This is a genomic window from Streptomyces sp. NPDC055099, assembly GCF_053607685.1.
The window spans coordinates 416,659-441,885 of record NZ_JBSGUA010000001.1 but is presented as its reverse complement, the minus strand read 5'-3'; the positions used below and the strand labels follow the sequence as shown (position 1 = coordinate 441,885).

Annotated in this window: 24 protein-coding genes; 10 read left to right on the top strand and 14 right to left on the bottom strand. The window is 71.2% G+C overall.

Annotated elements, in window-relative coordinates; translation table 11 throughout:
- Positions 1–76: 76 nt before the first annotated feature.
- The gene (locus tag ACWFRU_RS01980) at positions 77–1,081 is read left to right on the top strand and encodes an aldo/keto reductase (protein WP_453683798.1); all 1,005 of its coding nucleotides are present in this window, start codon (positions 77–79) and stop codon (positions 1,079–1,081) included.
- Positions 1,082–1,129: 48 nt separating this feature from the next.
- On the opposite strand, the gene ACWFRU_RS01975 is transcribed toward ACWFRU_RS01980, so the two are convergent.
- Positions 1,130–1,600: a lamin tail domain-containing protein gene (locus tag ACWFRU_RS01975; protein ID WP_453683797.1), complete on the bottom strand. Its 471-nt coding sequence runs from the start codon at positions 1,598–1,600 to the stop codon at positions 1,130–1,132.
- 187 nt (positions 1,601–1,787) lie between these two features.
- Positions 1,788–2,651, bottom strand: a complete 864-nt coding sequence (locus ACWFRU_RS01970; RefSeq protein ID WP_453683796.1) for an SDR family oxidoreductase — start codon at positions 2,649–2,651, stop codon at positions 1,788–1,790.
- A 133-nt stretch (positions 2,652–2,784) separates the two neighbouring features.
- Here ACWFRU_RS01970 and ACWFRU_RS01965 point away from each other — a divergent pair, with 133 nt between their 5' ends.
- Positions 2,785–4,419, top strand: a complete 1,635-nt coding sequence (locus ACWFRU_RS01965; protein ID WP_453683795.1) for an alkaline phosphatase D family protein — start codon at positions 2,785–2,787, stop codon at positions 4,417–4,419.
- A 27-nt stretch (positions 4,420–4,446) separates the two neighbouring features.
- Here the strand turns inward: ACWFRU_RS01965 and ACWFRU_RS01960 are convergent, their stop codons facing one another.
- A complete protein-coding gene (locus ACWFRU_RS01960; protein ID WP_453683794.1) occupies positions 4,447–5,448 on the bottom strand; it encodes a Gfo/Idh/MocA family protein in 1,002 nt (333 codons plus the stop codon).
- A gap of 126 nt (positions 5,449–5,574) precedes the next feature.
- Between ACWFRU_RS01960 and ACWFRU_RS01955 the strand changes: the two genes are divergently transcribed.
- From ACWFRU_RS01955 to ACWFRU_RS01945, 3 genes are all read left to right on the top strand, one after another.
- Positions 5,575–6,963 carry a Bcr/CflA family multidrug efflux MFS transporter gene (locus tag ACWFRU_RS01955; RefSeq protein WP_453683793.1) on the top strand — a complete coding sequence of 463 codons (1,389 nt, stop codon included), beginning with the start codon at positions 5,575–5,577 and terminating at the stop codon, positions 6,961–6,963.
- Between the two features lie 59 nt (positions 6,964–7,022).
- A complete protein-coding gene (locus tag ACWFRU_RS01950) occupies positions 7,023–8,087 on the top strand; it encodes a serine hydrolase domain-containing protein (RefSeq protein WP_453684487.1) in 1,065 nt (354 codons plus the stop codon).
- A 104-nt stretch (positions 8,088–8,191) separates the two neighbouring features.
- Positions 8,192–9,199, top strand: a complete 1,008-nt coding sequence (locus tag ACWFRU_RS01945) for a small ribosomal subunit Rsm22 family protein (RefSeq protein ID WP_453683792.1) — start codon at positions 8,192–8,194, stop codon at positions 9,197–9,199.
- Here the strand turns inward: ACWFRU_RS01945 and ddaH are convergent.
- Positions 9,196–10,020 carry a dimethylargininase gene (gene ddaH / locus ACWFRU_RS01940; RefSeq protein WP_453683791.1) on the bottom strand — a complete coding sequence of 275 codons (825 nt, stop codon included), beginning with the start codon at positions 10,018–10,020 and terminating at the stop codon, positions 9,196–9,198. The genes ACWFRU_RS01945 and ddaH overlap by 4 nt on opposite strands.
- 117 nt (positions 10,021–10,137) lie before the next feature.
- Positions 10,138–10,320, bottom strand: coding sequence for a DUF6243 family protein (locus ACWFRU_RS01935; protein ID WP_453683790.1), 183 nt, complete (start codon positions 10,318–10,320; stop codon positions 10,138–10,140).
- A 145-nt stretch (positions 10,321–10,465) separates the two neighbouring features.
- Between ACWFRU_RS01935 and ACWFRU_RS01930 the strand changes: the two genes are divergently transcribed.
- Complete coding sequence (locus ACWFRU_RS01930; RefSeq protein ID WP_453683789.1) at positions 10,466–11,098, top strand: TetR/AcrR family transcriptional regulator; 633 nt, start codon at positions 10,466–10,468, stop codon at positions 11,096–11,098.
- A gap of 42 nt (positions 11,099–11,140) precedes the next feature.
- Here the strand turns inward: ACWFRU_RS01930 and ACWFRU_RS01925 are convergent, their stop codons facing one another.
- The gene (locus ACWFRU_RS01925; protein WP_453683788.1) at positions 11,141–12,040 is read right to left on the bottom strand and encodes a glycerophosphodiester phosphodiesterase; all 900 of its coding nucleotides are present in this window, start codon (positions 12,038–12,040) and stop codon (positions 11,141–11,143) included.
- Between the two features lie 170 nt (positions 12,041–12,210).
- Between ACWFRU_RS01925 and ACWFRU_RS01920 the strand changes: the two genes are divergently transcribed.
- On the top strand, positions 12,211–12,954 hold the full coding sequence (locus ACWFRU_RS01920; protein WP_453683787.1) for a bifunctional DNA primase/polymerase: 744 nt from the start codon (positions 12,211–12,213) through the stop codon (positions 12,952–12,954).
- 34 nt (positions 12,955–12,988) lie between these two features.
- Here ACWFRU_RS01920 and ACWFRU_RS01915 read toward each other — a convergent pair whose 3' ends face one another.
- The 7 genes from ACWFRU_RS01915 to ACWFRU_RS01885 form a co-directional block, all read right to left on the bottom strand.
- Positions 12,989–13,927 (bottom strand): hypothetical protein, encoded by a 939-nt coding sequence (locus tag ACWFRU_RS01915; protein WP_453684485.1) that lies wholly within the window; start codon positions 13,925–13,927, stop codon positions 12,989–12,991.
- On the bottom strand, positions 13,830–14,828 hold the full coding sequence (gene efeU, locus ACWFRU_RS01910) for an iron uptake transporter permease EfeU (RefSeq protein WP_453683786.1): 999 nt from the start codon (positions 14,826–14,828) through the stop codon (positions 13,830–13,832). Before efeU ends, ACWFRU_RS01915 begins: the two co-directional genes overlap by 98 nt.
- Positions 14,829–14,850: 22 nt before the next feature.
- Positions 14,851–16,155: an iron uptake transporter deferrochelatase/peroxidase subunit gene (gene efeB / locus ACWFRU_RS01905; RefSeq protein WP_453683785.1), complete on the bottom strand. Its 1,305-nt coding sequence runs from the start codon at positions 16,153–16,155 to the stop codon at positions 14,851–14,853.
- A gap of 22 nt (positions 16,156–16,177) precedes the next feature.
- Positions 16,178–17,341: an iron uptake system protein EfeO gene (gene efeO / locus ACWFRU_RS01900; protein WP_453683784.1), complete on the bottom strand. Its 1,164-nt coding sequence runs from the start codon at positions 17,339–17,341 to the stop codon at positions 16,178–16,180.
- 174 nt (positions 17,342–17,515) lie between these two features.
- A complete protein-coding gene (locus ACWFRU_RS01895; RefSeq protein ID WP_453683783.1) occupies positions 17,516–18,361 on the bottom strand; it encodes a heme ABC transporter ATP-binding protein in 846 nt (281 codons plus the stop codon).
- Entirely contained in the window at positions 18,358–19,449 is a 1,092-nt protein-coding gene (locus ACWFRU_RS01890; RefSeq protein WP_453684483.1) for a FecCD family ABC transporter permease, read from the bottom strand. Before ACWFRU_RS01890 ends, ACWFRU_RS01895 begins: the two co-directional genes overlap by 4 nt.
- Positions 19,450–19,454: 5 nt before the next feature.
- Positions 19,455–20,465, bottom strand: coding sequence for a heme/hemin ABC transporter substrate-binding protein (locus ACWFRU_RS01885; protein ID WP_453683782.1), 1,011 nt, complete (start codon positions 20,463–20,465; stop codon positions 19,455–19,457).
- A 157-nt stretch (positions 20,466–20,622) separates the two neighbouring features.
- Here ACWFRU_RS01885 and ACWFRU_RS01880 point away from each other — a divergent pair, with 157 nt between their 5' ends.
- The 3 genes from ACWFRU_RS01880 (at position 20,623) to ACWFRU_RS01870 (ending at position 24,381) form a co-directional block, all read left to right on the top strand.
- Entirely contained in the window at positions 20,623–22,074 is a 1,452-nt protein-coding gene (locus ACWFRU_RS01880) for an HtaA domain-containing protein (RefSeq protein WP_453683781.1), read from the top strand.
- A gap of 89 nt (positions 22,075–22,163) precedes the next feature.
- A complete protein-coding gene (locus ACWFRU_RS01875; RefSeq protein ID WP_453683780.1) occupies positions 22,164–23,636 on the top strand; it encodes an HtaA domain-containing protein in 1,473 nt (490 codons plus the stop codon).
- Between the two features lie 25 nt (positions 23,637–23,661).
- On the top strand, positions 23,662–24,381 hold the full coding sequence (locus ACWFRU_RS01870; RefSeq protein ID WP_453683779.1) for a PhzF family phenazine biosynthesis protein: 720 nt from the start codon (positions 23,662–23,664) through the stop codon (positions 24,379–24,381).
- Positions 24,382–24,432: 51 nt separating this feature from the next.
- On the opposite strand, the gene ACWFRU_RS01865 is transcribed toward ACWFRU_RS01870, so the two are convergent.
- Positions 24,433–25,089, bottom strand: coding sequence for a biliverdin-producing heme oxygenase (locus tag ACWFRU_RS01865; protein ID WP_453683778.1), 657 nt, complete (start codon positions 25,087–25,089; stop codon positions 24,433–24,435).
- Between the last annotated feature and the right edge of the window lie 138 nt (positions 25,090–25,227).

Here is a 25,227-nt window from a genome sequence, read left to right as displayed (position 1 = left end):
ACAGGTCTGACGGGACCGAAAACCTGTCCGTCAGGCCTTGCCTTCGCGTGCGCTTCAACTTCTAGCGTCCTGGCGCATGGAGACGACACGCAGGACATTGGGGCGCAGCGGCATCGAGGTGAGTGCGCTCGGCCTCGGCTGCTGGGCCATCGGCGGCGAGTGGTCGGGACCCGACGGGGAGCCGTACGGCTGGGGTGCCGTGGACGACGAGGAGTCGGTGCGGGCGATCCGGCGGGCCGTCGACCTCGGCGTGAACTTCTTCGACACCGCCGACAACTACGGGACCGGGCACAGCGAGCGCGTCCTGGGGCGCGCTCTGGGTGCGCGCCGGGACGACGTCGTCATCGCCACGAAGTGGGGCAACCTCTTCGACGAGGAGACCCGGACCGCCGTCGGGGGCGCGGACGACTCGGTCGCGTACGCACGCCGTGCGCTGACCGCCTCGCTGAAGCGGCTCGGCACGGACCACGTCGACCTCTACCAACTGCACATCGGCGACGCGGACCCCGAGAGCGCCGAGCGGCTGCGGGACGCGTGCGAGGAGTTCGTGCGCGAAGGGCTCGTACGGGCATACGGATGGAGTACGGACGACCCCGCCAGGGCGGCGCTGTTCGCCGTGGGGCCGCACTGCACGGCGATCCAGCACCGGTGCAATGTGCTGCAGGACGCGCCCGAGATGCTGGCGCTCTGCTCGCGGTTCGGTCTCGCGAGCGTGCTGCGCAGTCCTTTGGCGATGGGGCTGCTCACGGGGAAGTCCGGCGGCGGGCGCGTGCCGGCGGCCGGGGACATCCGCAGCGCGCCGCCCTCGTGGCTGCCGGGCTTCGGCACGGGCGGGGGCGCCGATCCCGAGTGGCTGGGGCGGGTGGAGGCGGTGCGGTCGGTGCTGACCGGCGGCGGACGGACTCTCGCGCAGGGCGCGCTCGCCTGGCTCTGGGCCCGCAGTCCGCTGGCCGTGCCCGTCCCGGGTTTCCGGACGGTGGCGCAGGTCGAGGAGAACGTGGGCGCGCTGGAGCACGGGCCGCTGACCGCGGGGGAGGCGGAGGAGGTCGAGCGCATCCTGCGCGGGGGAGGGGAGGAGTGACTCTCGCTCCCCTCCGGATGCGATGCCGCAGGTGTGGCAGATGCGCCGTCAGTGGCAGTTCTTGTAGCCGGGGTTGCTGTTCGTCCAGGAGCAGGAGTCCTTGAGCGAACCGCTCGGCTTGATGAGGCGGGCCTTGTCGCTGGTGTTGTTCCAGACGTACGAGCCGCGGCCCCAGTAGCGGACGCCGGACGCGTTGGTGCCCTTGCCGGTGCGGACCTTGACCGTCTTGCCCGCGCCGATCTTGTAGCTGCCGAAGGTGTACGTGTAGCCCGTGTTGTCCTTCAGCTTGTAGCCCTTGAGCTGGATCGCCGAGCCGGAGTTGTTGTGGATGTTCACCCACTCCGCGTTCAGCGAGGAGTTGGAACGGGTGTCCCGGCCCGGGCTGTCGAACTGGATGTACCCGAGGTGCAGTCCGCTCTGGTGTGCGGCAGCGGCCGCCGTGGCCGGGGACGCGGCGAGCAGGGGGGCCGCGAGTGCGGCCGCGGCGAGGACGGCCGGGGCCGCGGAACGTATGCGCAAGGTGTGCTCCGAGTGTGCTCTGAATGTGCAGTTCTCGTGGAGGGCACGCCGAGCATACGGGGGTTGATGCGCGTAATTGACGCGGTATTTCCCATTCCGTTTGTGGAGATGTGGGCCGACCGTGAACGAGGGGTCACGGTCGGCCACGACACGAAAGCCCTACCGGAGCCCTGCCGGGCCGGTGGGGCTAACCCCGCCCGATGAACGGCATGTTCGTCGCGAGCACCGTGGCGAACTGGACGTTCGCCTCCAGTGGCAGTTCCGCCATGTGACGCACCGTCCGGGCCACGTCCGACACGTCCATCACCGGCTCGGGCGCCAGCTCTCCGTTGGCCTGGAGGATTCCGGCCTGCATCCGCTCGGTCATGTCCGTCGCCGCGTTGCCGATGTCGATCTGGCCGCAGGCGATCCGGTAGGGGCGGCCGTCCAGGGAGAGGGACTTCGTCAGGCCGGTCAGCGCGTGCTTCGTCGCCGTGTACGCGATGGAGCGCGGGCGCGGCACGTGCGCGGAGATCGAGCCGTTGTTGATGATCCGGCCGCCCTGCGGGTCCTGCTCCTTCATCTGCCGGAAGGCCGCCTGCGCGCACAGGAACGCGCCGTTGAGGTTCGTGTCGACGACATGCCGCCAGGCGTCGTACTCCAGTTCGTCGACGGGTACGCCGCCGGGGCCGAACGTACCGGCGTTGTTGAACAGGAGGTCGAGCCGGCCGAAGCGGTCGCGTACGGCCGCGAACAGCGCGGCCACGTCCTCGGGCCGTGAGACGTCGGTGCGCACGCACAGGGCGTCGGTCCCGGCCGGGGCGTTCGTCTCGGCGGACCCCTCGGCGTGCGGGACGGGCCGCACCGCGGCGCCCTCCGACACCCCCGCGGCGATCGCCGCCGTCTCCTCGAGGGTCTCCTTGCGGCGCCCCGCGAGCGCCACGGACCATCCGGCCCGCAGCAGTTCCACCGCCACGGACCGGCCGATCCCGGATCCCGCGCCGGTCACCACGGCGGTTTTCATCTGTCCGGTCCGATGTCCGGCCGGGTGCCCAGTTGGCTCAGCGTTCATGGCCCCGCAGCGTACGGGAGGTGTGTCTATAGGGTCATCATCCGCCCGCCATTTGGGTGTTGTGTACGCGACAGTCGCGCGTCTTCCCCCGCCACTTGCATGCCCAGGACACCAATCGTCAGGGGAGGGCCACATGACACCCACAGGCCAGCAGCACACAGCCGAGCTTCGAGCCGCCGCGCGCCACCTGGGCCGCCGGCGCTTCCTGACCGTCACCGGCGCCGCGGCCGCGCTCGCGTTCGCCACCAATCTGCCGACAGCGGGCGCCGCGGGCGCCGCCGAGATGGACGCGCGGAGGATCGCCGACGATCCGTTCACCCTCGGCGTCGCGTCCGGCGACCCGCAGCCCGACTCGGTCCTGCTCTGGACCCGCCTCGCCCCGTCCCCGTACGAGCCGGGCAACGGTCTGCCGAACCAGCGCGTCGTCGTCGAGTGGGAGCTTGCCCACGACGCCGGTTTCCAGCGTGTCGCCAGACGCGGTTTCGAGATCTCCCACCCCGAGTACAACCACACGCTGCACGTCGAGGTGAGCTTCCTGGACCCGGGGCGGACCTACTACTTCCGGTTCAAGACGGGGAAGTGGATCAGCGAGACCGGCCGGACCCGCACCGCGCCCGCGGCCGGCAGCAAGGCGAGCTCCCTGAAGTTCGCCGCGGTGTCCTGCCAGGCGTACCACGACGGCTACTTCACCGCGCACAAACACCTGGCGAAGGACGACGTCGACGTCGTCTTCCACCTCGGCGACTACCTCTACGAGTACGCGGTGAACTCGGCCGGCGGCGCCCGCAACTACACCGACCGCACGCTGCCCGCCGTCTTCAACCGCGAGACGCAGACCCTGGAGGACTACCGCCTGCGGTACGCCCTCTACAAGAGCGACCCCGATCTGCGGGCCTCGCACGCGGCGCACCCCTTCGTCGTCACCTGGGACGACCACGAGACCGAGAACAACTACGCGGACGACCTCGACGAGAACGGCAACCCGCCCGCCGAGTTCCTGGTGCGCCGCGCCGCCGCCTACCGCGCGTACTGGGAGAACCTGCCGCTGCGCAGCCCCCAGCAGCCCGTCGGCCCCGACCTGCAGCTCTACCGCCGTGTGCAGTGGGGCCTGCTCGCGCAGTTCGACATCCTGGACACCCGGCAGTACCGCTCCAACCAGGCGTACGGCGACGGCGCTGACATCCCGGGGCCGGAGTCGACCGACCCGAAGCGCAGCATCACCGGGGCCACCCAGGAGCGCTGGCTCATCGACGGCTGGCGCAACTCGAAGGCGGTGTGGAACGTCATGCCGCAGCAGGTCAACTTCTCGCAGCGCAAGCTGGACCTCAACGCGGTGGCGAAGCTCAGCATGGACGCCTGGGACGGCTACCCGGCCTCCCGCGACCGTGTCCTCGCGGGCGCGGCGTCGGCCGGGATCAAGAACCTGATGGTGCTCACGGGCGACGTGCACGTGGGGTACGCCTACGACATCAAGGCCGACTTCGACGACCAGGCGTCCAAGACGGTCGGCACCGAGATCGTCGCCACGTCCATCGCGAGCGGCAAGGACGGCGCCGACAAGCCCGCGACCTGGGACACCTACACCAAGGCCAACCCGCACATGAAGTTCTACAACGGGCGCCGCGGCTATGTGACCGTGGACCTCGGCCAGGGCTCCGCGCGCGCCGACTTCAAGACGGTGTCGGCGGTGACCACGCCGGGAGCGCCCATCAAGACGGCGGCCTCCTTCGTGACGGAGGCGGGGAACCCGGGGCTGAAGCCCGCGTGACCCCCGCGGGCCGGACCCGGGGTGCGCTCACTCGCCCGGGTAGCGCACCCCGATCCGCTCCCGCACCGTGTCCAGGGTGCGCATCACCGCGAGGGTGCCGTCCAGCGGGACGAGCGGTGACTCGGTGTCGCCCGCGCGCAGGCGGTGCATGACCTCGGCGGCCTCGTGCTTGAGGCTGTCGCGGGGGCCGTACTCGGGGGAGGCCGTGAACTCCTCCGGGTCGCGGCCGTCGCGGTGCAGCACGAAGCTCTCCGGGAAGAAGAAGCCGTTCGGGATGTCGATGCGGCCCCGCGAACCGGTGACGGACGCGGTGACGGGGGTGCCCGCGTTGATGGAGCAGTGCAACAGAGCGTGAGCACCGCTCTCGTACGAGAGCAGCATTCCCGTCTGGAGATCGACGCCCTCCTCCGAGAGCGTCGCTCTCGCACTCACCCCCGAGGGCTCCCCGAGCAGCAGCTGCGCGAACGACACCGGGTACACGCCGAGATCGAGCAGCGAGCCACCGCCCTGTGCCGGGTCACGGAGCCGGTGCGCGGGCGGGAAGGGGCCCGCGAGGCCGAAGTCGGCCTGCACGGTCCGCACCTCGCCGATCGCCCCCTCGTCGACCAGCGCCTTCATCCGCCGGATCAGCGGATGGCAGTACATCCACATGGCCTCCATCAGGAAGAGGCCGCGCTGCCGGGCGAGCGTCACCAGCTCCGCCGCCTCGCGCGCGTTCAGCGTGAACGCCTTCTCGCAGAGCACCGAGCGGCCGGACTCCAGGCAGAGGCCGGCCGCCGCCCGGTGCGAGGCGTGCGGCGTCGCCACGTACACGACGTCGACGTCCTTGTCCTCGGCGAGCGCGCCCCACTCGCCGTACGCGCGCGGTATCCCGAAGCGCTCGGCGAACGCCTTGGCCGACGCGTCGGTCCGCGAGGCGACCGCGACGACCTCCGCGTCGGGCATGTCGAGGAGGTTCGCCGTGAACGATGCGGCGATCCCGCCCGTGGCGAGGATGCCCCAACGCACGGGCTCACGGTTGTCTTCCACTGCTGGGCCCCTGTTCGTACAGCCGGAGTGCCGCGGAGTACCGCGCAGTAGCACGGAAATGGTCTCGACCAGCACAGCTGAGCTGAGAGCATAGGTAATCGCACGCCTAATCGGGAGGGATTCCGCATGCCGGAGCACGGCAGCCGCACCACGAGCGGGTCGCAAGGCCCCCTCATACGGCAGTCACGGACGGTGGAGAGGCCGGTGGACAGGACGGCCGGGAAGGGCCCGGCATCCGACGCCACGGCCCTCACCGCCCAGCGCCGCACCGGCCTTCTCGTCACCCTCGTGCTCGGCGGCCTCACCGCGGTCCCGCCGCTCTCCATGGACATGTACCTCCCGGCGCTCCCGGAGGTCACCCGCTCGCTGCACACCTCCGCCGCGACCGCGCAGCTCACCCTCACCGCCTGCCTCACCGGCATGGCGCTCGGGCAGCTCGTCGTCGGGCCGATGAGCGACAAGTGGGGGCGGCGCAGGCCGCTGCTCATCGGGCTCTTCGTCTACATCCTGGCCACGGCGATCTGCGCGTTCGCGCCCACCGCCGAACTCCTCATCGCCTTCCGCCTGTTGCAGGGCCTGGCGGGCGCCGCGGGCATCGTCATCGCCCGCGCCGTCGTCCGTGACCTCTACGACGGCGTGGAGATGGCCCGCTTCTTCTCCACCCTCATGCTGATCTCCGGGGTCGCCCCGGTCGTCGCGCCCCTCATCGGCGGCCAGGTCCTGCGCTTCACCGACTGGCACGGCATCTTCGCCGTGCTCACGGTCGTCGGCATCGCCCTGACCGTGGTGGTATGGCGGCGCCTGCCCGAGACGCTCGCCCCCGAGGACCGGCACGGCGGCGGCACCGTCGAGGCGCTGCGCACCATGAAGTCGCTCCTCGCCGACCGTGTCTTCACCGGGTACATGATCGCGGGCGGCTTCGCGTTCGCCGCGCTGTTCGCGTACGTCTCCGCGTCGCCGTTCGTCATCCAGGAGATCTACGGGGCGTCCCCGCAGACCTTCAGCCTGCTCTTCGGCGTGAACTCCGTCGGCCTGATCGCCGTCGGCCAGATCAACGGCAAGGTCCTCGTGGGCCGGGTCAGCCTCGACAAGGCGCTCTCCTTCGGCCTCGGCGCCATCGTCCTCGCCGCCGGTGCGCTGCTCCTGATGACGTCGGGCGTCTTCGGTGACGTCGGGCTGTTCCCCGTCGCGGCCGGGCTCTTCGTCCTGATGTCGGCGATGGGCCTCGCGATGCCCAACACGAACGCCCTCGCCCTGACGCGCACCCCGCACGCCGCGGGCTCCGCGTCGGCGCTGCTCGGCACGTCCTCGTTCCTCGTCGGCGCGATCGCGTCCCCGCTGGTCGGCATCGCGGGCGAGGCCACGGCGGTGCCGATGGCCGTCGTCCAGCTGGTCTGCGGCCTTGCGGCCATCGGCTGCTTCTTGGGACTGTGCCGACCCTGGCAGAACTCGCACGCGAACTCGCCCTCGCACGCGTTCTCGGCGAGACCGACTCAGGAGGGGACGGACCACTGACCGCGCCACGCCTGCTGCGCGCCGGGACGCCGGACCGCGCGGGGCTCGACACGGACGAGATGGCCCACCTCGTACGCGAGGTGCGCGCACTGACGCGCGGTGAACGGCCCTGGTGCGCCGGCGCCGTCGTGCTCGCGGGACGCGGGCCGGTGATCGCCGTCCATGAGGCGGTGGGCCGCGCGGTGCGCTATGCGTCGTACGACCCGGAGAAGGACGCGGGCGTGGAACTGCCGCCCGCCGAGCAGGTGTTGACCCGCACCGGTACCCCCTTCGACCTGGCCTCGCTCACCAAGCTGTTCACGACCGTCGCGGCGATGCAGCAGCTGGAGCGGGGCACGCTCGGCATCGACGCGCTGGTCTCGGCGTACGTCCCCGAGTTCACGGCGGCCGCCGAGCACGGCATCACGGTGCGGCAGCTGCTCACGCACACCTCGGGGCTGCGGCCCGAACTCCCGCTGTACGACCTGCCGGACGGTGCGGCGCGTCTTGCCGCGCTGCGGGGGGAGGCTCCGTCGAGTCCGCCGGGGGACCACCTCTACTCCGACCTGAACATGCTGCTCCTCCAGCACGTCCTGGAGCGCCTCACGCGGCGCCCGCTCGACGTGCTCGTCAGGGAGGGCATCACCCGGCCCCTCGGCATGGCGGCCACCGGCTTCGGGCCGCGTCCCGACGCCGCCGCCACCGAGGACCAGCGCAGGCCCTGGGCGAAGGCCGACCGGGGGATGCTGCGGGGCGAGGTGCACGACGAGAACGCCTGGGCGCTGGGTGGTGTCGCGGGGCACGCCGGGCTCTTCTCCACCGCGCGTGACCTCGCGGTCTTCTGCCGCGCGCTGCTGTGCGGGGGCTCTTACGGTACGGCGCGGATTCTCGGCCCCGACTTCGTCGAGCTGATGCTGACGCCGCCGGGGCTCGGCTTCGGGCTCGACCAGGCGTGGTTCATGGGGGAGCTGGCGGGGCGGGGGGCGGCGGGGCATACGGGGTTCACCGGAACGTCCCTGGTCATCGACCCCGCCACGGACACGTTCCTGATCCTCCTCGCGAACACGGTGCACCCGCGGCGCGGGGCCGCCGACAGCGGGCCCCGCGCGCGGGCGGCCACGCGGCTTGCCCGCGGGGCGAGGTAGCCTGCGGCTCGGCTTGGGGGGGCTTGGCGGTACGTCACCTGCGGGCCGGTGGGGGTTGCCCGCGCAGTTCTTCGCGCCCCTTGCGGGGCGCCTAGAATCGTCTGGTGAACGTCCCGAGTTTTTTGGTGTCCCCTGGTGAAGCCCTGCGTAGTGCTCTTGCCGGGCTTCTTGATGGGTTGCCGCCCAAGCAGGCCGCGCAGGCCGTTGAGCGGCTGATCGCCAATTATCGGGGGGTCACCCCGACCGACGCCCCGATTCTGCGGGACCGGGCGGATGTCGCCGCGTACGCCGCGTACCGCATGCCCGCGACCTTCGAGGCGGTGCGTTCCGCGCTCGGGGCCCTCGCGGACGCGGCGCCCGCCGGGTGGGCGCCCGGCAGTCATGTGGACGTCGGCGGCGGGACCGGCGCGGCCACCTGGGCGGTGAGCGCGACCTGGGACGGCGAGCGGCCCGTCACGGTTCTGGACTGGGCCGAGCCCGCCCTCGCCCTGGGGCGTGAACTCGCCGCCGCCAACCCTTGGTTGAAGGCGGCGCAGTGGCAGCGCTCTCGTATCGGATCGGCGCTCAGCATCGAGAGCACTGATCTCGTCACCGTGTCGTATGTGCTGAAGGAGCTGACCGAGGACGACCGGCGGTCCCTCGTCGACGCCGCCGCGGCCGCCGCTCAGCAGGCCGTCGTCATCGTCGAGCCCGGCACCCCCGACGGCTACGCCCGCGTCATCGAGGCCAGGGACCGCCTCATCGCGGCCGGCTTCCGCGTGGCCGCGCCCTGCCCGCACAGCTCCGCCTGCCCGATCGTGCCCGGCGACGACTGGTGCCACTTCTCCGCCCGCGTCAGCCGCTCCTCCCTGCACCGGAAGGTCAAGGGCGGATCACTGGCGTACGAGGACGAGAAGTTCAGTTATGTGGCCGCCGTGCGGTTCGACGCCGAGCCCGCCCCCGAACGCGTCGTCCGCAGGCCGCAGATCCGCAAGGGCCAGGTCCTGCTCGACCTGTGCGCGGTGAACGAGACGCTGCACCGCGAGACGGTGACCAAGCGCCACGGACCGCTGTACCGCGCGGCCCGCGACGCGGAGTGGGGCGACCCCTGGCCGCCCCACCAGGAGAGCTAACCGCGCAGTTCCTGCGTACAGCACTTCACGCTGCCGCCGCCCTTGAGCAGCTCGCTCAGATCCATCGCGACGGGTTCGTAGCCACGTTCACGCAGAGGTGCGAAGAGACCGGCCGCGGCCTGCGGGAGCAGCACGTGCAGGCCGTCCGAGACCGCGTTCAGGCCGAGGGCCACCGCGTCCGGCTCATCGGCGATCAGCGCGTCGGGGAAGAGGCGCCGCAGCACCGCCTGGCTGCCCGCCGAGAACGCGGGCGGGTAGTACATGACGTCGTCCGTCGCGTCGTCGAGCACGGCGAGGGCCGTGTCGAGGTGGTAGTAGCGGGGGTCGACGAGATCGAGCCCGAGCACCGGGCGGCCGAAGAACTCCTGCGCCTCGCCGTGCGACAGGGGGCTCGCCCGGAAGCCGCGCCCCGCGAGGACGTACGAGGACGTGACGGCGAAGTCGCCCTCGCCTTCGTTGATGTGCGCCGGTTCGTGGAGGTCCGTGAAGCCGTGCTGCCGGAACCACTCCAGGTGGGCGACGGCCTCGGGGCCGCGCTCCGGGTGGGCGAACCGCGCGCCGAGCACGCGGCCCTCGATGACGGTGGCGCCGTTCGCCGCGAAGACCATGTCCGGCAGGCCGGGACGCGGGGTGAGCTCCTCGACGGTGTGGCCGAGCGAGCGGTAGCGGTCGCGCAGGTCCTCCCACTGGGCGATGGCCAGGGGGACGTCGACCGGTTTCGAAGGGTCCATCCAGGGGTTGATGGAGTACGTGACCTTGAAGTGTGCCGGTGAGCACATCAGATAGCGCCGGGGTGTGGCGCGACGAGGAAAACGACTCAACGAGGGCTCCTCACGTACCGCTGTGGTCAGTTCCTGCCCGGAGTGGGGCAGTTGCTGCCCATGGTGCGGTCTGAGGAGCCCTCGCGCTGTGATCTGAACGGGTGGTTCACCGAATGGTCATGACCGGCCGTGCGCCGTGCGGCCTTCCCGCAAGGTGCGCAGCAACTCACGCTTCTGCGCCTGCGGGCTGAGGCCGCCGCCGACCTTGCCACCGCGGCCGCCGCCGCGCAGCGCCTTGCGGGAGAGGTTGGTGCGCGTACCGCCCACGCCCAGCATGTTTCCTGCTCCGCCTCGCGTCATGTGCTGCCTCCGGATCGAGAGTTGCTCACCGCTCCACGAGACGGACCGTCTCGCTTCGATGTGCTTACTCTGAACGAGACGTTTCGTCTTGTCAAGTGTTTGCGAGACGGGACGTCTCGGCTCGTCCGCTGCTACATTCGAGGGCATGGCCACGAAATCCGCCCCTGACTCCAAGCGCCGCAGCGAACGCTCGCGCCGCGCGATCTACGACGCCGCCCTCGACCTGGTCTCCGAGGTCGGGTACGGCAAGCTCACGATCGAGGCGATCGCCGCCCGTGCGGGCGTGGGCAAGCAGACGATCTACCGCTGGTGGCCGTCGAAGGGCGCCGTCCTGCTCGACGCCTTCCTGGACCTCGGCGAACAGGCCCACCAGGAGGCGAGCGACAACGCGGGGGGTGACCTGGCCCCCACCGAGATCCCGGACACCGGAGACCTGGAGGCGGACCTCAAGCTCGTCATGCGGGCCACCGTCGACGAGTTCAAGAACCCCAAGTACGACGCCCCTTGGCGCGCGCTGGCCGCCGAGGGCATGCTCAACTCGGAGCTCGGCGCCGAGTACGTGGAGAAGCTCCTGGAGCCCGGCCTCCAGATGTACGTGCGGCGCATCGAGATCGCCCAGGAGGCCGGTCAGGTCGCGCCCGGCGTGGACCCCCGCGTCGCCCTGGAGCTGTGGACGGGCCCGCTCGCCCAGCGCTGGCTGCAGCGCACCGGCCCGCTCACCCACGAGTACGCCGACAAGCTCGTCGAGTACGCCCTCTACGGAATCGCGCCCCGCTGACAGCTTCCCGCCGCCCATGCCCCGCCGGTCACGCACTGCCGGTCAAGGGGAGTTGACCGGCCACTTCCGTCGCAGGCCTGCTGTGCTCGCGGCCTTGGCCCCCTTCACCGGAGTCCGCGCCAGCAGCCCCGGCGCGTCCGTGATCACGCCGTTGCAGCCGAGCCGCAGCGCCCGGTCGCGCTGGCTCGGCGTGGTCACCGTGTGCGCCCACACCCGGGGGACCCCGGAGTAGACCGCGCGCAGCAGATCCGCGTCCCGCGCCTTGTGGTCCACGTCGAGGACGTCCACGAACCCGGCCCACCCCTCCGGCCTGTCCGTGCGCATCTGCGCCTTGGAACGCCACAACTGCGCGAGCAGCCCCATCCGGTGGGCCCGGGCGGCGACGCGGGGGTCGTTGGAGTTCACGAACACCGAGCGCGTCAGGCCGCGGGCCCGGATCAGCGAACCGAGCCGCCGCAGGCTGCGCGGGTCCTTCGCCTCCAGCATCAGCACGATCCGCCCGCCGAAACGGTCCAGGACCTCGGCGACCGTCGGCGGCCGCTCGGAGCGCCAACTGCCGGGCAGACCGGAGCCCGGCCGCAGCCTGACCCGGCGCCACTCGCGCAGGGTGAGCGAACTCACCGGCCCCGTGGACGTCGTCGTACGGTCCAGGGTCTCGTCGTGCATGGCCACCAGGGTGCCGTCGCGCAACATCCGCGTGTCCACGTCGATGACCTGCGCCGTTCCGCGTTTGTACGCCGCCACCAGGCCCGACATGCTGTTCTCCGGCACCTCCAGGGCGCCGCCGCGGTGTGCCGTGTAGGTGACGCGGGGGAGGGCCTCGACCGTGAGGGGGCCGCCTCCCCATTCGAGCGGGGCCAGCGGTCTGGCGGGCGCGGCGACGGCCAGTGTGGTGAGGCTCATGAGCCCCGAGAGTCCCGTGAGCACAGTCCTGGTGACCATGGCGAACACGGTAGGGGGGTAAATCACCGGTTAGTACGCAATGACGTGCGATGTCACCCTGCGCCTTGCATCACCCCAGCTACCCCGGATGTGGGCTCTGGCCCCCCGAGGAGCAGGATGGTGCGACCATGGGAGATGCTTCTCGGCACACATGCGAGGTGAGGGGATTGATGGGCGCGGAGTTCGGCCGCCGGTCAGGCGGACAGAGCAGGATTTCCCAGTGGCTTCGCCGGCGTCCCCGACCGGAGGACACGGCAGGCGAGGAGGCGAGCCGCGAGGCCCTGCTGGTCGCCGCCGCGGCAGCGGGTCTGCCGCTCTCACCGGCCGCGCACCCCTCCGCGTACCGATGTTCCTGTGACCGCATCGGCTGTCCCACCCCCGCCAGGCACCCCATCTCCTTCGCCTGGCAGACGCAGTCCACCACCGACCGCGGGCAGATCGAGCGCTGGGCCAGGCATCAGCCGCAGGCCAACTTCATCACCGCGACCGGCATGGTCCACGACGTCCTGGACGTGCCGCTTGCCGCCGGACGCGAGGCCCTGGCCAGGCTGCTTGCCGACGGCATCGAGGTGGGCCCCGTCGCCGAGTCCGAGGGCACCATGGACGAGGGCCGGATGCTCTTCTTCACCCTCACCCGCGGCACCCCCGAGGACGAGGACGAGTGGTGGCCCTGCGAGCTGGACTGCCACCCCGAGACGACCAACGAACACCCGGGCCTGCGCTGGCACTGCCGCGGTTCGTACGTCCTCGTGCCGCCCGCGCGGCTGCCCGGTGACCTCGCGGTCCACTGGATCCGTGGCCCCGAGCACGCGCTCCCGGACCCGCTGACGCTCCTGGAGACGCTCACCGACGAGTGCGCACGCGTCGCCGGCGAGCCCCAGCACGACGTCGCCGCCTGGCCGATGAGGGGCTGACACCCGCCCGCCGGCCCCCGGCCGCCCGCCTCGGCTACTCGCCCTTCGCGCCCGTCAGTCCCTGGATGCGGCTGAGGAACGTCACCTTGCCCGACCCCGCCGGGTCCAGGACCACCTGGTTGGAGACCCGCTCCAGCGTCACCGACTGCTTGACCTCGCCCTTCATGAGGGGCTTCACCTCGGGCTCGACGGTGAGATTCACGCCCTTGGCCGCGGTCTGCTTCTCGTAGTGGTGCGTGGAGAAGAAGACCATCGCCCCGCCGTCCTGGGTGCGCAGGCCCACCGGGGCGAACGTCCCCTCGTTCTGCGGCTCGTCGATGTACTGCACGGCGATGCCGCGGCGCTTGGTGTTCTTGTCGCGGAACGCCTTCCACGTCGACGTGTGGTCGCCCGGCGCGAACGTGTCGCCGCCCGACCTCAGATACGACGTGTACTCCTCGCCGAGGTTCTTCGGCGCCACCGCGAGCGCGGGGGAGTCCACCGCGACCGGCTCCGCCCAGCCGTCCTTGTCCTTCTTCAGCTCGGGCATCTTGGCGGGCGACACCAGGTTCAGGTAGGACGCCTCCCACAGCTGGTCCTTGCTGCCCTTGGTGAACACGAGCAGCCAGCGCAGGTCACCCCTGCGGTTGGACTTCGTGTCGGCCACGAACCACCGGGGCCAGCCCGCCTTCTTGGGGATGGAGAACTTCGCGTCCGTCAGCTCAAGGGGCACCTGGTTCGGGTTGCCGCCCGGGTTCCGCGCGCCCTTCGACTTCAGGCCCGCCTGGTTGATGGCGCTCAGCGGACCCGTGACCCGGGCCGCGTCCAGGGCCGGGTCGTACGCCTTCTCGGCCTTGTTGTACGCGGTGAGGAAGTCCTTCAGCGCGCGGTCGGCCTCAGCCTTCGTCGCCGACGGGACGACTTCCCGCTCCCCGTGCACCGTCACGCAGCCGCTCGCCGTCACCGTCAGTACGGTCACCGTCGACGCCACCATCGCGAACCGGACCGGCCGTCGCGACCGGCCGCCCCGCATCGGAGTGCGCTGCCTTGGAAGCCTGCTCATGCGTTGCGTTCACCTTCCCCTTCCCGGGCCCGAACCCTACCGGGGCGAAGAAGAACGCGAGCGTCGGGATCAGGTACAGCAGCCACACCGTGACCTGGACAACCGTCGGGTCGGGCTGGAAGTTGAAGACGCCCTTCAGGAGCGTGCCGTACCAGCTGTCCGGCGGGATCGTCGCGCTGATGTCGAACGCCTTGTTCTGCAGCCCGCCGAGGAACTCCGCCTCCTGCAGGTCATGGACGCCGTACGCGAGCACGCCCGCCGCCACGACCACCAGCATCGCGCCGGTCCAGGTGAAGAACCGCGCCAGGTTGATGCGGACCGTGCCCTTGTAGAACAGCCAGCCGAGCGCGATCGCCGTGAGCAGGCCGAGGAGCACGCCGATCAGCGGACCCGGCGTCCCGTCGTTCGACGCGCGCACCGAGGCCCACACGAACAGCGCGGTCTCCAGGCCCTCCCGGCCCACGGCGAGGAACGCGGTGGCGACCAGGGCGCCCGTGCCCATCTGCAGGGCCGCGTCCAGTTTGCCGTGCAGCTCCGCCTTGAGATGGCGTGCCGTACGCCGCATCCAAAAGACCATCCACGTCACCAGGGCGACGGCGACGATGGACAGCGAACCGCCCAGCGCCTCCTGCGCCTTGAACGTCAGCTCCTGCGAACCGAAGGTGAGCGCGCAGCCGAAGCCGAGCGCGAGACCGCACGCGACCCCGATGCCGATCCAAATGGGCTTCAGCGCGTCACGCCGCTCCGTCTTCACCAGATAGGCGATGAGGATGCAGACGACCAGGCTGGCCTCGAGGCCTTCGCGCAGGCCGATCAGGTAATTGCCGAACATGTCTGTCAGATCCCCTCAGGCCTCAGCCGAACAGTGCCCGGCCCCACCAGTCGTCCTTGTTCCGGACGCCCGGCGGGATCGCGAAGACCGCTGAACCCACGTGCTGGATGTATTCGTTGAGAACGTCGGCGCGCGCGAGGCTGCGCTGCACCGGGATGAAGCCGGTGCGCACGTCCCGCTGGTACGCGAGAAAGAAGAGCCCCGCGTCCAGGCGGCCAAGACCGTCGGTGCCGTCCGTGAAGGAGTAGCCCCGGCGCAGGATCGTCGCACCGCCGTTGGTGTCCGGGTGTGCGAGCCGGACGTGCGAGTCCGGCTTCATCGCCTTCAGGAACGGCTCGTCGTGCTCCTTGGCCTTGCCGACCGGGGCACCCTCGCCCTTGTCGCGCCCGAAGATGTCCTCCTGCTCGCCGAGCGGAGTCCGGTCCCAGGTCTCGACGTTCATGCGGATACGGCGGGCGACGAGGTACGAGCCATCGGCCATCCAGGCGGGCCCGTCCTTCTCGCCGACCCACACGTGCTTCGCGAGCGCGGCGTCGTCCTCGCCCGAGATGTTGCGGGTGCCGTCCTTGAACCCGAAGAGGTTACGAGGCGTCTGCGCGCCCGGAGTCGTGGAGGACGTCTTGCCGAAGCCGAGCTGCGACCAGCGCACCGCGACCTTGCCGAAGCCGATGCGGGCGAGGTTGCGGATGGCGTGCACGGCGACCTGCGGGTCGTCCGCGCAGGCCTGCACGCAAAGGTCGCCGCCGCCGCGGGACTTGTCGAGGTTGTCGCCCGGGAACTTCGGGAGGTCGACGAGCGCTTCGGGGCGCCGGTCCGCGAGGCCGAACTTCGCGAAGAGACTCGGCCCGAAGCCGATGGTGAGCGTCAGCCGGGACGGCTTGAGACCCAGCGCCTCGCCGGTGTCGTCCGGCGGTGCCTCCGTGAGACCGCCGAAGGCACCCTCACCGACCTCGTGCCCCGCGGTCATCCGCGCGGCGGCCTTCGTCCAGTCCTTGAGGAGCTGCACGAACTGCTCGCGGTCGTCCGTCTTCACGTCGAAGGCTGCGAAGTGCAGCCGGTCCTGGACGGGCGTCGCGATGCCCGCCTGGTGCCTGCCGAGGAAGGCGACCGCGCCGCCCGCCGACGCGGCGGGCACGGCCTCGTCCCCGGACCGGGTCACCGCCACCGCGCCTCCGGTGACGGCGGCGCCGAGCGCGAGCCCGGCGCCACCCCAGCCGAGGAGCGAACGCCGGGAAGGGGAGCCGGAGTCGGCGGCGTTCCCGCCGCCGGGCGCGGTGCCGGTCCCGCTGTCGGTGCCGGTCCCGCTGTCGTGCGTGATCTCAGCCATGAGTGTTCCGGCCCCCTTGCCGCTACTTGCTGCTCACGACGGCGGCAGCCAGCTTCGACAGCGGCTCCGCGAGCGCGTTGACACCGTCCGACAGCTCCTTGGTGTCCGCCTTGTCGAGCTTGTCGTACGACGTGAACGTGTACGAGTCCTTGCCGCCGCCCTGGCGGTACTTGCCGAGCAGCTTGTCCAGCGCCGCGAACTGCTTGTCGAGCTCCTTGGTCAGCGCCGGGTCGTTCTCCGAGGCGACGTCCTTCAGCAGCCCGTACGCCTTCTCCGCGCCCTCGACGTTCGCCTTGAAGTCGACGAGGTCGGTGTGCGAGTAGCGCTCCTCCTCGCCGGTGACCTTGCCGGTGGCGACCTCGTCGAGGAGTTCCTTGGCGCCGTTGGCCATGGAGGTCGGGGTGATCTCCGCCCTGCCGACGCGGTTCTGCCAGTCCTTGAGGTCCTTGTCCAGCTGGGTGGCGAGCTCCTTCTCGCGCTCACCGATCTTCTTGTCCTTCCACAGGGCCCGCTCCAGACGGTGCCAGCCCGTCCAGTCCTTCTCCAGGTCCTGGCCCTCCTCCAGGCCGTCCTCGCGGAGGTCGACCTTCGGGTCGATGTCACCGAAGGACTCGGCGACCGGCTCGGTGCGCTCCCAGCCGATGCGGGAGTTGGAGTACGCCTTCTTGGCGGCCTCGATGTCGCCCTCGCGGACGGCGTCGGTGAAGAGCTTCGTCCTGGGCAGCGTCGCGTCGGCCTGCTCCTGCGCGTAGGCGCGGTAGTCGGCGACGGCCTTGTCCAGGCGCGGGTCGCGCTTGACGGCCTTGCCGCCGCTGACGGTGATCTTCTGGCGGATGCCGTCGCCCTTCATGCCGGGCTTGCAGGCGATCTGGTACGAGCCGGACTTCACCTCGGCGGTGAGCTTCTGCTTGGTGCCGGGGCCGATGTTCTCGCGCTCGCTGACGATGCGGTCGTCGGGGAAGAGGAGGTAGACCTCGGTGACCTTGGAGCCCTTGTTCTCGATGGCGAGCTCGACGTGCCCGGAGCTGAGCCTGGTCTTGGAGACCTCGCACTTGTCGTCGGTGGCGGTCACCTCGACGGTGTTGCCGCCGGCCTTGGCATCGCTCTTCTCGGTGCAGCCCGTGACGGCGGTGAGGGTCGCTGCTGCGGCTATGGCGGTGGCGACGGAGAGGCGGGCGGGGTGCATGGTGGCTCCAGGCGGTTCACGGACAACCCCGGCGGCGGGCCGGGGTGAGGGGAACCTAACTTAACCTCCCCTTACCTGCGCGAACGGCAAAGTGCGGGTCAAGCCTTGAGTGCCGTATATCACCGTCTGCGCCGAGTTCGTCCTCAAACGCCGGACGGGCTGAGGCTTCGGACCTCAGCCCCGCACCGGAGCGACCAGCGGAGCCCCCGTCCGCGGGTGCGGGAAGACCTCCACCGGCTGCCGGTAGACCTCGCTCAGGAGTTCGCCCGTGAAGACCTCGCCCGGGGCGCCCTCCGCGGCAAGGGCCCCGCCCCGCAGCACCGCCACCCGATCCGCGTACGCCGCCGCGAGGCCGAGATCGTGCAGGACCACCACCACCGCGTCCCCCGCGGCCGCCCGCTCCCGGCAGATGCGGAGCACCAGCTCCTGGTGGCGCAGGTCGAGCGCGGCGGTGGGCTCGTCGAGGAGGAGGAGCGGGGTCCGCTGGGCGAGGACCCGGGCCAGCGCGACCCGCGCCCGCTCACCCCCGCTCAGCGCGGAGAAGGGACGTGAGGCGAACTCACCGACCTCCGTCGCGTCCATCGCCTCCCGCACGGCAAGGTCGTCCTCGTCCTGACGCGCCGTACCCGCCCAGGGCGCACGCCCCATCCGTACGACGTCCTCGACCACGAAGGGGAAGGAGAGCGCGGCGGCCTGCGGCAGCACCGCGCGCCGCAGGGCGAGTTCCCGCGCGGGCCAGCCCGCGGTGGGCCGCCCGCAGACACGTACGACCCCCTCGTCGGCCGGAAGATCGGCGGCCAGCGCGGCCAGCAGCGTCGACTTGCCCGCCCCGTTCGGCCCGACCAGGGCGAGCACCTCGCCCGCGCGGGCGGAGAGGGAGACCCCCGCGAGCACCTCACGCCCCCCGAGCCGCACCACGAGCCCCGACGCCTCGGCGAGCGTGTCGCCGGGAGCGAAGGGCTCCGGAAGCGCGAGCCCACGGCCGGACGAGAAGAGCCGCTCGGCGATCCGCGTGATCATGCCCAACCCCCTTGCTTGCGACGGGTCCTGCGCAGCAGCCAGAAGAAGAACGGGCTCCCGACGAACGCGGTCAGCACCCCCAGCGGAAGCTCCGCCGGAGCCGCCACCGTCCGCGCCGCGAGATCCGCGCCGACCAGGACGACCGCCCCGCCCAGCGCGCTGCCCGGCAGGAGGAAGCGGTGGCCGGGCCCCGCCGCCATCCGCAGCAGGTGCGGGACGAGAAGGCCGACGAACGTGATGATCCCGGCGACGGCCACGGCGGCGGCGGTCAGCAGCGCCACCACCAGGACGAGCACGAGCCGCAGCCGCTCGACGTCGACCCCGAGATGCCGGGCGGGCCGCTCGCCGAGCGCCAGCAGGTCCAGTTTCCGTCCGTACAGCGGCGCCAGGGCCAGGCCCACCACCGCGCACGGCAGCACGGCGAGCACCTTCGGCCAGGTCGCCTGGGCGAGCGAGCCGAGCTGCCAGAACGTGATCTGGGTGATCTGCGCGTTGTCCGCGAAGAAGATGCAGAGCCCGATCAGGGCGCCCGCGAACGCGTTCGCGGCGATCCCGGTGAGGATGAGCGTGACGACCTCCGTGCGCCCGCCGTCGCGGGAGAGGACGTACACGAGAAGGACGGTGGCGAGACCGGTGACGAACGCGCAGACCGTCACCGTCCAGTTGCCGAAGAAGCTGAGTCCGAGCGCGATCGACGCCACCGCGCCGACGGCCGCGCCCGCCGAGATCCCGATGACGCCGGGCTCGGCCAGCGGATTGCCGAACACGCCCTGCATGAGCGCGCCCGCGCACCCGAGCGACGCCCCGACGAGCAGCGCGAGCGCCACGCGCGGCAGCCGCACGTTCCACAGGACGCTCTCGCCGACCCGGTCGAGCGCGCTCCCGCCGAGACCGCTCCGGTGCTGGACGGAGCCGATGACGTCCCCGAGGGGGATGTCGTACGCGCCGATGCCCGCGGAGAGGAGACAGAGCAGGACGAGGGCGGCCGTGAGCCCGGCGGTCAGGCCGGCTGTCGCGCCACGCCGCCGGCGCGGGGGAGCCGTCGCCTCTTCCGTCCCGGGCGGTCCGGCGTCCGCCGCCTTGGTCAGGACGGTCACTTCTTGCCCCCGTACAACTGCTCCACCAGGGACTTCAGGACCTGGTCCGTGCGCGGCCCGTAGTTCAGGAGCACCCCGTCGTCGATCGAGACGATGCGGCGGTCGAGTCCCGCCGGGGTCTCGGCGACACCCGGCACCTTCAGGAGACCGTCCACGCCGTCGACCGATTCGAGCCCCTTGGACATGACCAGGATCGCGTCCGGAGCCGCCTTGGCGAGCGCCTCGCTGGTGATCGCCGTGAAGTCCTTCTTCAGCCCCGACGCCTTGCCCGCGTCGACCGCGCCCGCCGCCTCCAGGAGCGAACTCGCCCCGGACTCGCGGCCGCCGAGCAGATAGACGGACGCGGAGCCGCGCAGGTAGAGGAAGGCGACGCGCGGCTTTTCGGCGCGTGCGGACGCCGGGATGGACTCGCGCACCTTCGCGATGCGCTCCTGCGTACGGGACCTGAGCTCGTCGCCCGACTTCTCGACCCCCAGCGCCTTGGCCACCGCGTCGATCCGTGGCCCCACGTCGTCGAGACCCTTGGCCGGATCGAACACGACCAGCGGGATGCCCGCGTCCCGGATCTGGCCGATGGCCTCCGCGGGCCCCGTCAGGGTGTCCGCGAGGACGACCGTCGGCTTCAGGGACAGGACGCTCTCCGCCGAGACGTCGTGCGCACGTGTCACCACCGGCAGCTTCTCGGCCTGCTCGAAGGTCGCGGTGATGTCGCGCGCCACGACGTTCTCGCCGAGGCCGAGCGTGAAGACGATCTCGTTCAGGCTGCCGGTGAGCGGCACGATGCGGCTCGTGTCCTCGACGGTGACCTTCCTGCCGTCGGCGGACGTGACGGTCGCGGGGAGCGCGGGGGCGTGGCGGGACTTCAGCGGCTCGACCCGGTCGGGCGCGGAGGCCGCCGACTTCGCCTTCGGGGACGCGCCGCCGCCGTCCGAGGACGATCCGCAGCCCGTGAGGGCCAGGGCGAGAACGGCGGTCCACGCGCCGGCGATACGGAGTGAGCGCGGCATACGCACCGAAGTCCACCGTCCTGTCGTGCTGTTGAGGGGCTGGTGCCAAGGTCCCGCCGTGGGGCGTGTGAGGCGGGGTGGCCGGGATGGGGGTTCCAGCCGGGGTGATCGTAGTTTAGGTTAGCCTTACCTCATTAGCTACACCTGGAGGGGTCCCATGTCGTCGTCACGACAGGCGCGAGCCACCGCCCGCGCCGGAGCCGTGGCCGTGCTCACCGCACTCGTCGGAGCACTGCTTCCCACGGCCGCCGCGCACGCCGAGGACCGCACGGTCCAGGGCGGACGGCTCGACTGGGGCATCAAATCCTCGTTCCAGAGCTACGTCACCGGGCCGATCGCCCAGGGGAGTTCGACCCTCCAGGGTGGCGCCGCCACGGTCGGCGGCAGCCAGTTCCGCTTCCACTCGGCGAAGGGCTCGTACGACCCGGACAGCGGGGCCTTCAGCGCCGGGTTCTCCGGAGGAGTGCACTTCCTGGGGCACAAGAAGGGCGGCTCGTACGAGCTGGACCTGACCATCAGCCGCCCCACCGTCAAGATCTCCGGCGGCTCCGGCACGCTCTACGCCGACATGGTCAGCAAGGAGAAGGGCACGGGCAAGGTCACGACCAACGCCCAGGTGCCGCTCGCGACGCTCGGCATGTCCGGCATCAACATGAAGGGCGGCTCGGGGCCGATCGCCCTCAACAACCTCCCCGCGACGCTCACTTCCCAGGGCGCGAAAGCCTTCGCCGGGTACTACACGGCGGGCACCGCGCTCGACCGGGTAAGCCTCTCCGCCGACCTCGCGGCGAAGCCGTCCGGCTCCGACAAGCAGTCGAAGAAGCCCGCGCCGAAGCCCGCGAAGTCCTCGGATGCCGGGAAGAAGGAGACGAAGGCGGGCCGGATCGAGGACGCCGCCGTCGACTGGGGCGTACGCCGCACCTTCCGGGAGTACGTCACCGGCTCCATCGCCAAGGGCGAATGGAAACTGTCGGCAGGGGCCGAGGACGGTGGCGCGCTCTTCCGCTTCCCCGAGGGGAAGGGGACGTACGACAAGAAGAAGCAGACACTCGACGCGGCCTTCTCCGGCACCGTGCGCTTCACCGGTGAGCACGGCCTCGACCTCGCGCTGAGCAAGGTCGCCGTGAAGGTGAACGAGGACGGCGAGGGCACGCTGTTCGCGGACGTCGACAGCAAGGGCGACAAGGGTGACGGGGGCGGCAAGGGCGTCACGCTGAAGAAGGCCCCGCTGATCACCTTCGCGGCCAAGGACCTGAAGCCGAAGGACGGGCTCATCTCCCTGACCGAGGTGCCCTCGAAGCTCACCGCCGACGGCTCCAAGGCGTTCGGCGGCATGTACAAGGCGGGCTCCGCGATGGACCCGCTCTCCCTCGCCGTCGCTCTCGACGCCGACGCGAAACTGCCCGCGCTGCCGGACCTCGGCTCGTCCGCGAGCCCGTCCCCGCAGGCGAAGAAGGCCGCCGGGCCGAAGACCGAGAACGCCGCCGACTCGTCCGACTCGTCCTCGCCCGCCGTACCGATCGGCGTCGGCGCGGGCGTGGCGGTGCTGCTCGCCGCGGCGGTCACGTTCGGGGTCCTGCGCAAACGGCGCGGCGCCGACCGGACCTGACCTCACCGTCCTGCCCTGCCGGGCACGCCTACCGCCCGGCCCGGCACCCCACTTCACCACGCCTCATCTCAACAAGGAGATCACTGACCATGGCAGCCATTCGCCGCCCGATAGCCCTCGCCGCAGCAGCCGGCACCGCCGTGGCGCTCGGCGCCACCGTCCTCGCGGCCGCCCCCGTGTCCGCGGCCGAAGTGCCGCTGAAGGACTACCGGCTGACGTGGGGCGTCAAGGAGAGCTACCGCAGCTACGTCACCGGCATGGCGGCCGGGAAGATCACGGTGGCCGAAGGCGCCGAACAGGCCGCCGGCAACGGGCCGTTGAGCTTCGTCGACGGAACCGGCGCCTACGATTCCGAGAAGCACACCGTGGACCTGGCCTTCAAGGGCAGCGTGAACTTCACCTCCAAGCTGCACGGCTTCGACGTCAAGCTCGCGGACGTCCGCTTCGACAGCGCGAAGGCGAAGATCACCGCTGACGTCACCAGAGAGGGCGGTACGCCGCAGGACGACGTACCCCTCGCCGACGTCACCGTCACGCGCACCATGACCGACATGAAGACCAAGCTGACCAAGGAGGCGGACGCGGCGCTCGGCGGCGGCGGCCGGTACACCGGCGCGGAGGGCGATCCGCTGACGGTCGCGCAGAAGACGCCTCCGACGGGCACCCCGACGCCGACGCCCACCCCGACGCCCACGGACAAGCCGACCTCGACGCCGAAGCCCACGGCCACCCCCACACCGTCCGGCACGACCACGTCCTCGCCCACGCCCGCTCCCACGTCCTCCACCTCGAAGCCCGCGCCCACGAAGGATGCGGGCAAGGTCCACGACGGCTCGCTCGCCTGGGGCGTGAAGGAGAGCTTCCGCCGCTACATCGAGTACGGCGGCGGCGCCACGCTCTCCGGCGGCGCCGAGAAGAACGACAACGGCTACGACTTCCCGTACGCCGAGGGCGACGTGGACAGCGACGCGAAGAAGCTGAACGCGTCCTTCGGGGGCGCCGTCCGCTTCCAGTACAAGGCGCACGGCATCGACATGAAGTTCAGCGACATCAAGGTGGCCGCGAACGGCACCAAGGGCACGCTGACCCTGGATGTCACCACGCCCAAGGGCACCGCCGACGACGTGAAGTTCGCGATGCTGGACCTCTCCAAGGCGTCGTACGCGGCGAAGGACGACGTCGTCGTCCTCGACAAGGTGCCCGCGGCGTTCACCGCGGCGGGCGCGAAGCAGTTCGCGAGCGAGGACGCGCCGTCCAGCTACAAGGAGGGTGACGCGATCGACCCCGTGACGGTGGCGCTCTCCGTCGCCGAGGGCGCGGAATTGCCGGGCGGCAGCGGCGGCTCGACGGGCGGTTCGACCGACTCCGGGTCCACGGGCGGGGGTTCGTCCGACCTCGGTGGCGGTGGCACGGTCGGTGGCGGCACGGTCGGCGGCGGTACGGGGGGCTCGCTGGCGTCCACCGGTTCGTCGGTGCCGACGGGTGCGCTGCTCGGGGCCGCCGGGGCGATCGCCGCCGCGGGCGCCGGTGCGGTCTACGTGGCTCGCCGCCGGGCCTCTTGATGTCCTGGGGTGCTTGAATGCCGGGATGACGCAACTGCCTGACGGTCTCGATGTACTCCGGGTGTTCTGCGGGCCCGACGGCCGGCACGGCAATGAGCTGGGTGTCGTGCGCGACGGGGCCCGTGTTCCGGGGCGGGGTGAGCGGCAGGAGGTCGCCGGGAAGCTCGGCTTCAGCGAGACGGTGTTCGTCGATGACCCCGAGCGCGGGGTCATCGACATCTACACGCCCACGCTGCGGCTGCCCTTCGCCGGGCATCCCTGCGTGGGTACGTCCTGGCTCCTCGACGTCCCTGAACTGGTCACGCCCGCGGGGGTCGTGGAGGCCCGCCAGGACGGGGAGTTCAGCTGGATCGCTGCGCGGGCCGAGTGGGCGCCGCCGCGGACGCTGCGTGCGTACGGTTCCCCGTCCGAGGTGGACGCCCTCGCGGTGCCCCCGCCGGGGGAGTGGATCTACGCGTGGGCCTGGGAGGACGAGGCGGCGGGCCGGGTCCGGGCCAGGGCCTTTCCCGGCCGGGACGACGGCATCCTGGAGGACGAGGCCACGGGGGCGGCGGCGTTGCTCCTGACGGAGCGGCTCGGCCGGGCGCTCAACATCACGCAGGGGCGCGGCTCCCAAATCCTCACGGCGCCGGCGCCGGACGGGCTGATCGAGGTGGGGGGCCGGGTGCGGCTTTCCCCCACCCCGCCCCTTCCCGAAACTGGGGCTCCGCCCCAGACCCCGCTCCTCAAACGCCGGAGGGGCTGAAGCTTCAGCCCCTCCGATGATCGACGAGGCCCCCGCGCAGCGGGTTTCGCCCTACGCCGACAGCGGGAACTCGTCCCCCAGCTCGCGGAACACCCCGGTATTCAAAGCGAAAGCGCGCTTGCACTCGTCCACGATCCGCTGCCGCTCCAGCTCGTCCGGGACGACCTCGCCCAGGCCGTCGAGCAGTTCCCGGTAGCCCCGCTTGAACGCGGCCGGGTTCGAGATGCCCTCGAAGACGTAGAAGCGGACGCCGTCTCCCTTGCGGGCGAAGCCCCACGTCTGCTCCGCCTTGCCGCGGATGATCTGGCCACCGGAGAGATCTCCGAGGTAGCGGGTGTAGTGGTGGGCGACGTAACCGCCGGGCCACTCCTCGGCGCACTCCGTGACCCGCGCCGCGTACGCGGCCGTGGCGGGCAGCGGGGCCGCGGAGGACTTCCAGCCCGCGCCCCGCAGATGCGCGAGGTCCCGCTCCAGCTCCGCCACCCGCAGCAGCTCGGGCTGTATGAAGGGACCCGCGACCGGATCGTCCTTCAACGCGGCGGCGCCCTCCTCCAGGGCGCGGTACACGAACCAGAGCTGTTCCGTGTAGCGCGCGTACGCGTCGACGCCGAGCCTGCCGCCGAGCAGGTCGCTCATGAACGTCGAGGTCTCCGCCTCCGTGTGCTGCTCGTGCGACGCGGTGCGGATGACCGTCGAGAACGGATCCATGAGGGACCTCCGAAGCCGGGGAAAGCGAGGAACGCCGAAGAAGGGCAGGAACCAGTGACGAAGAACGAATGAACCGGTGACCTCCACCGATCATCCAAGTTAGGCTTACCTAAGTCAACTGGTTCCCGACGTCCTGTC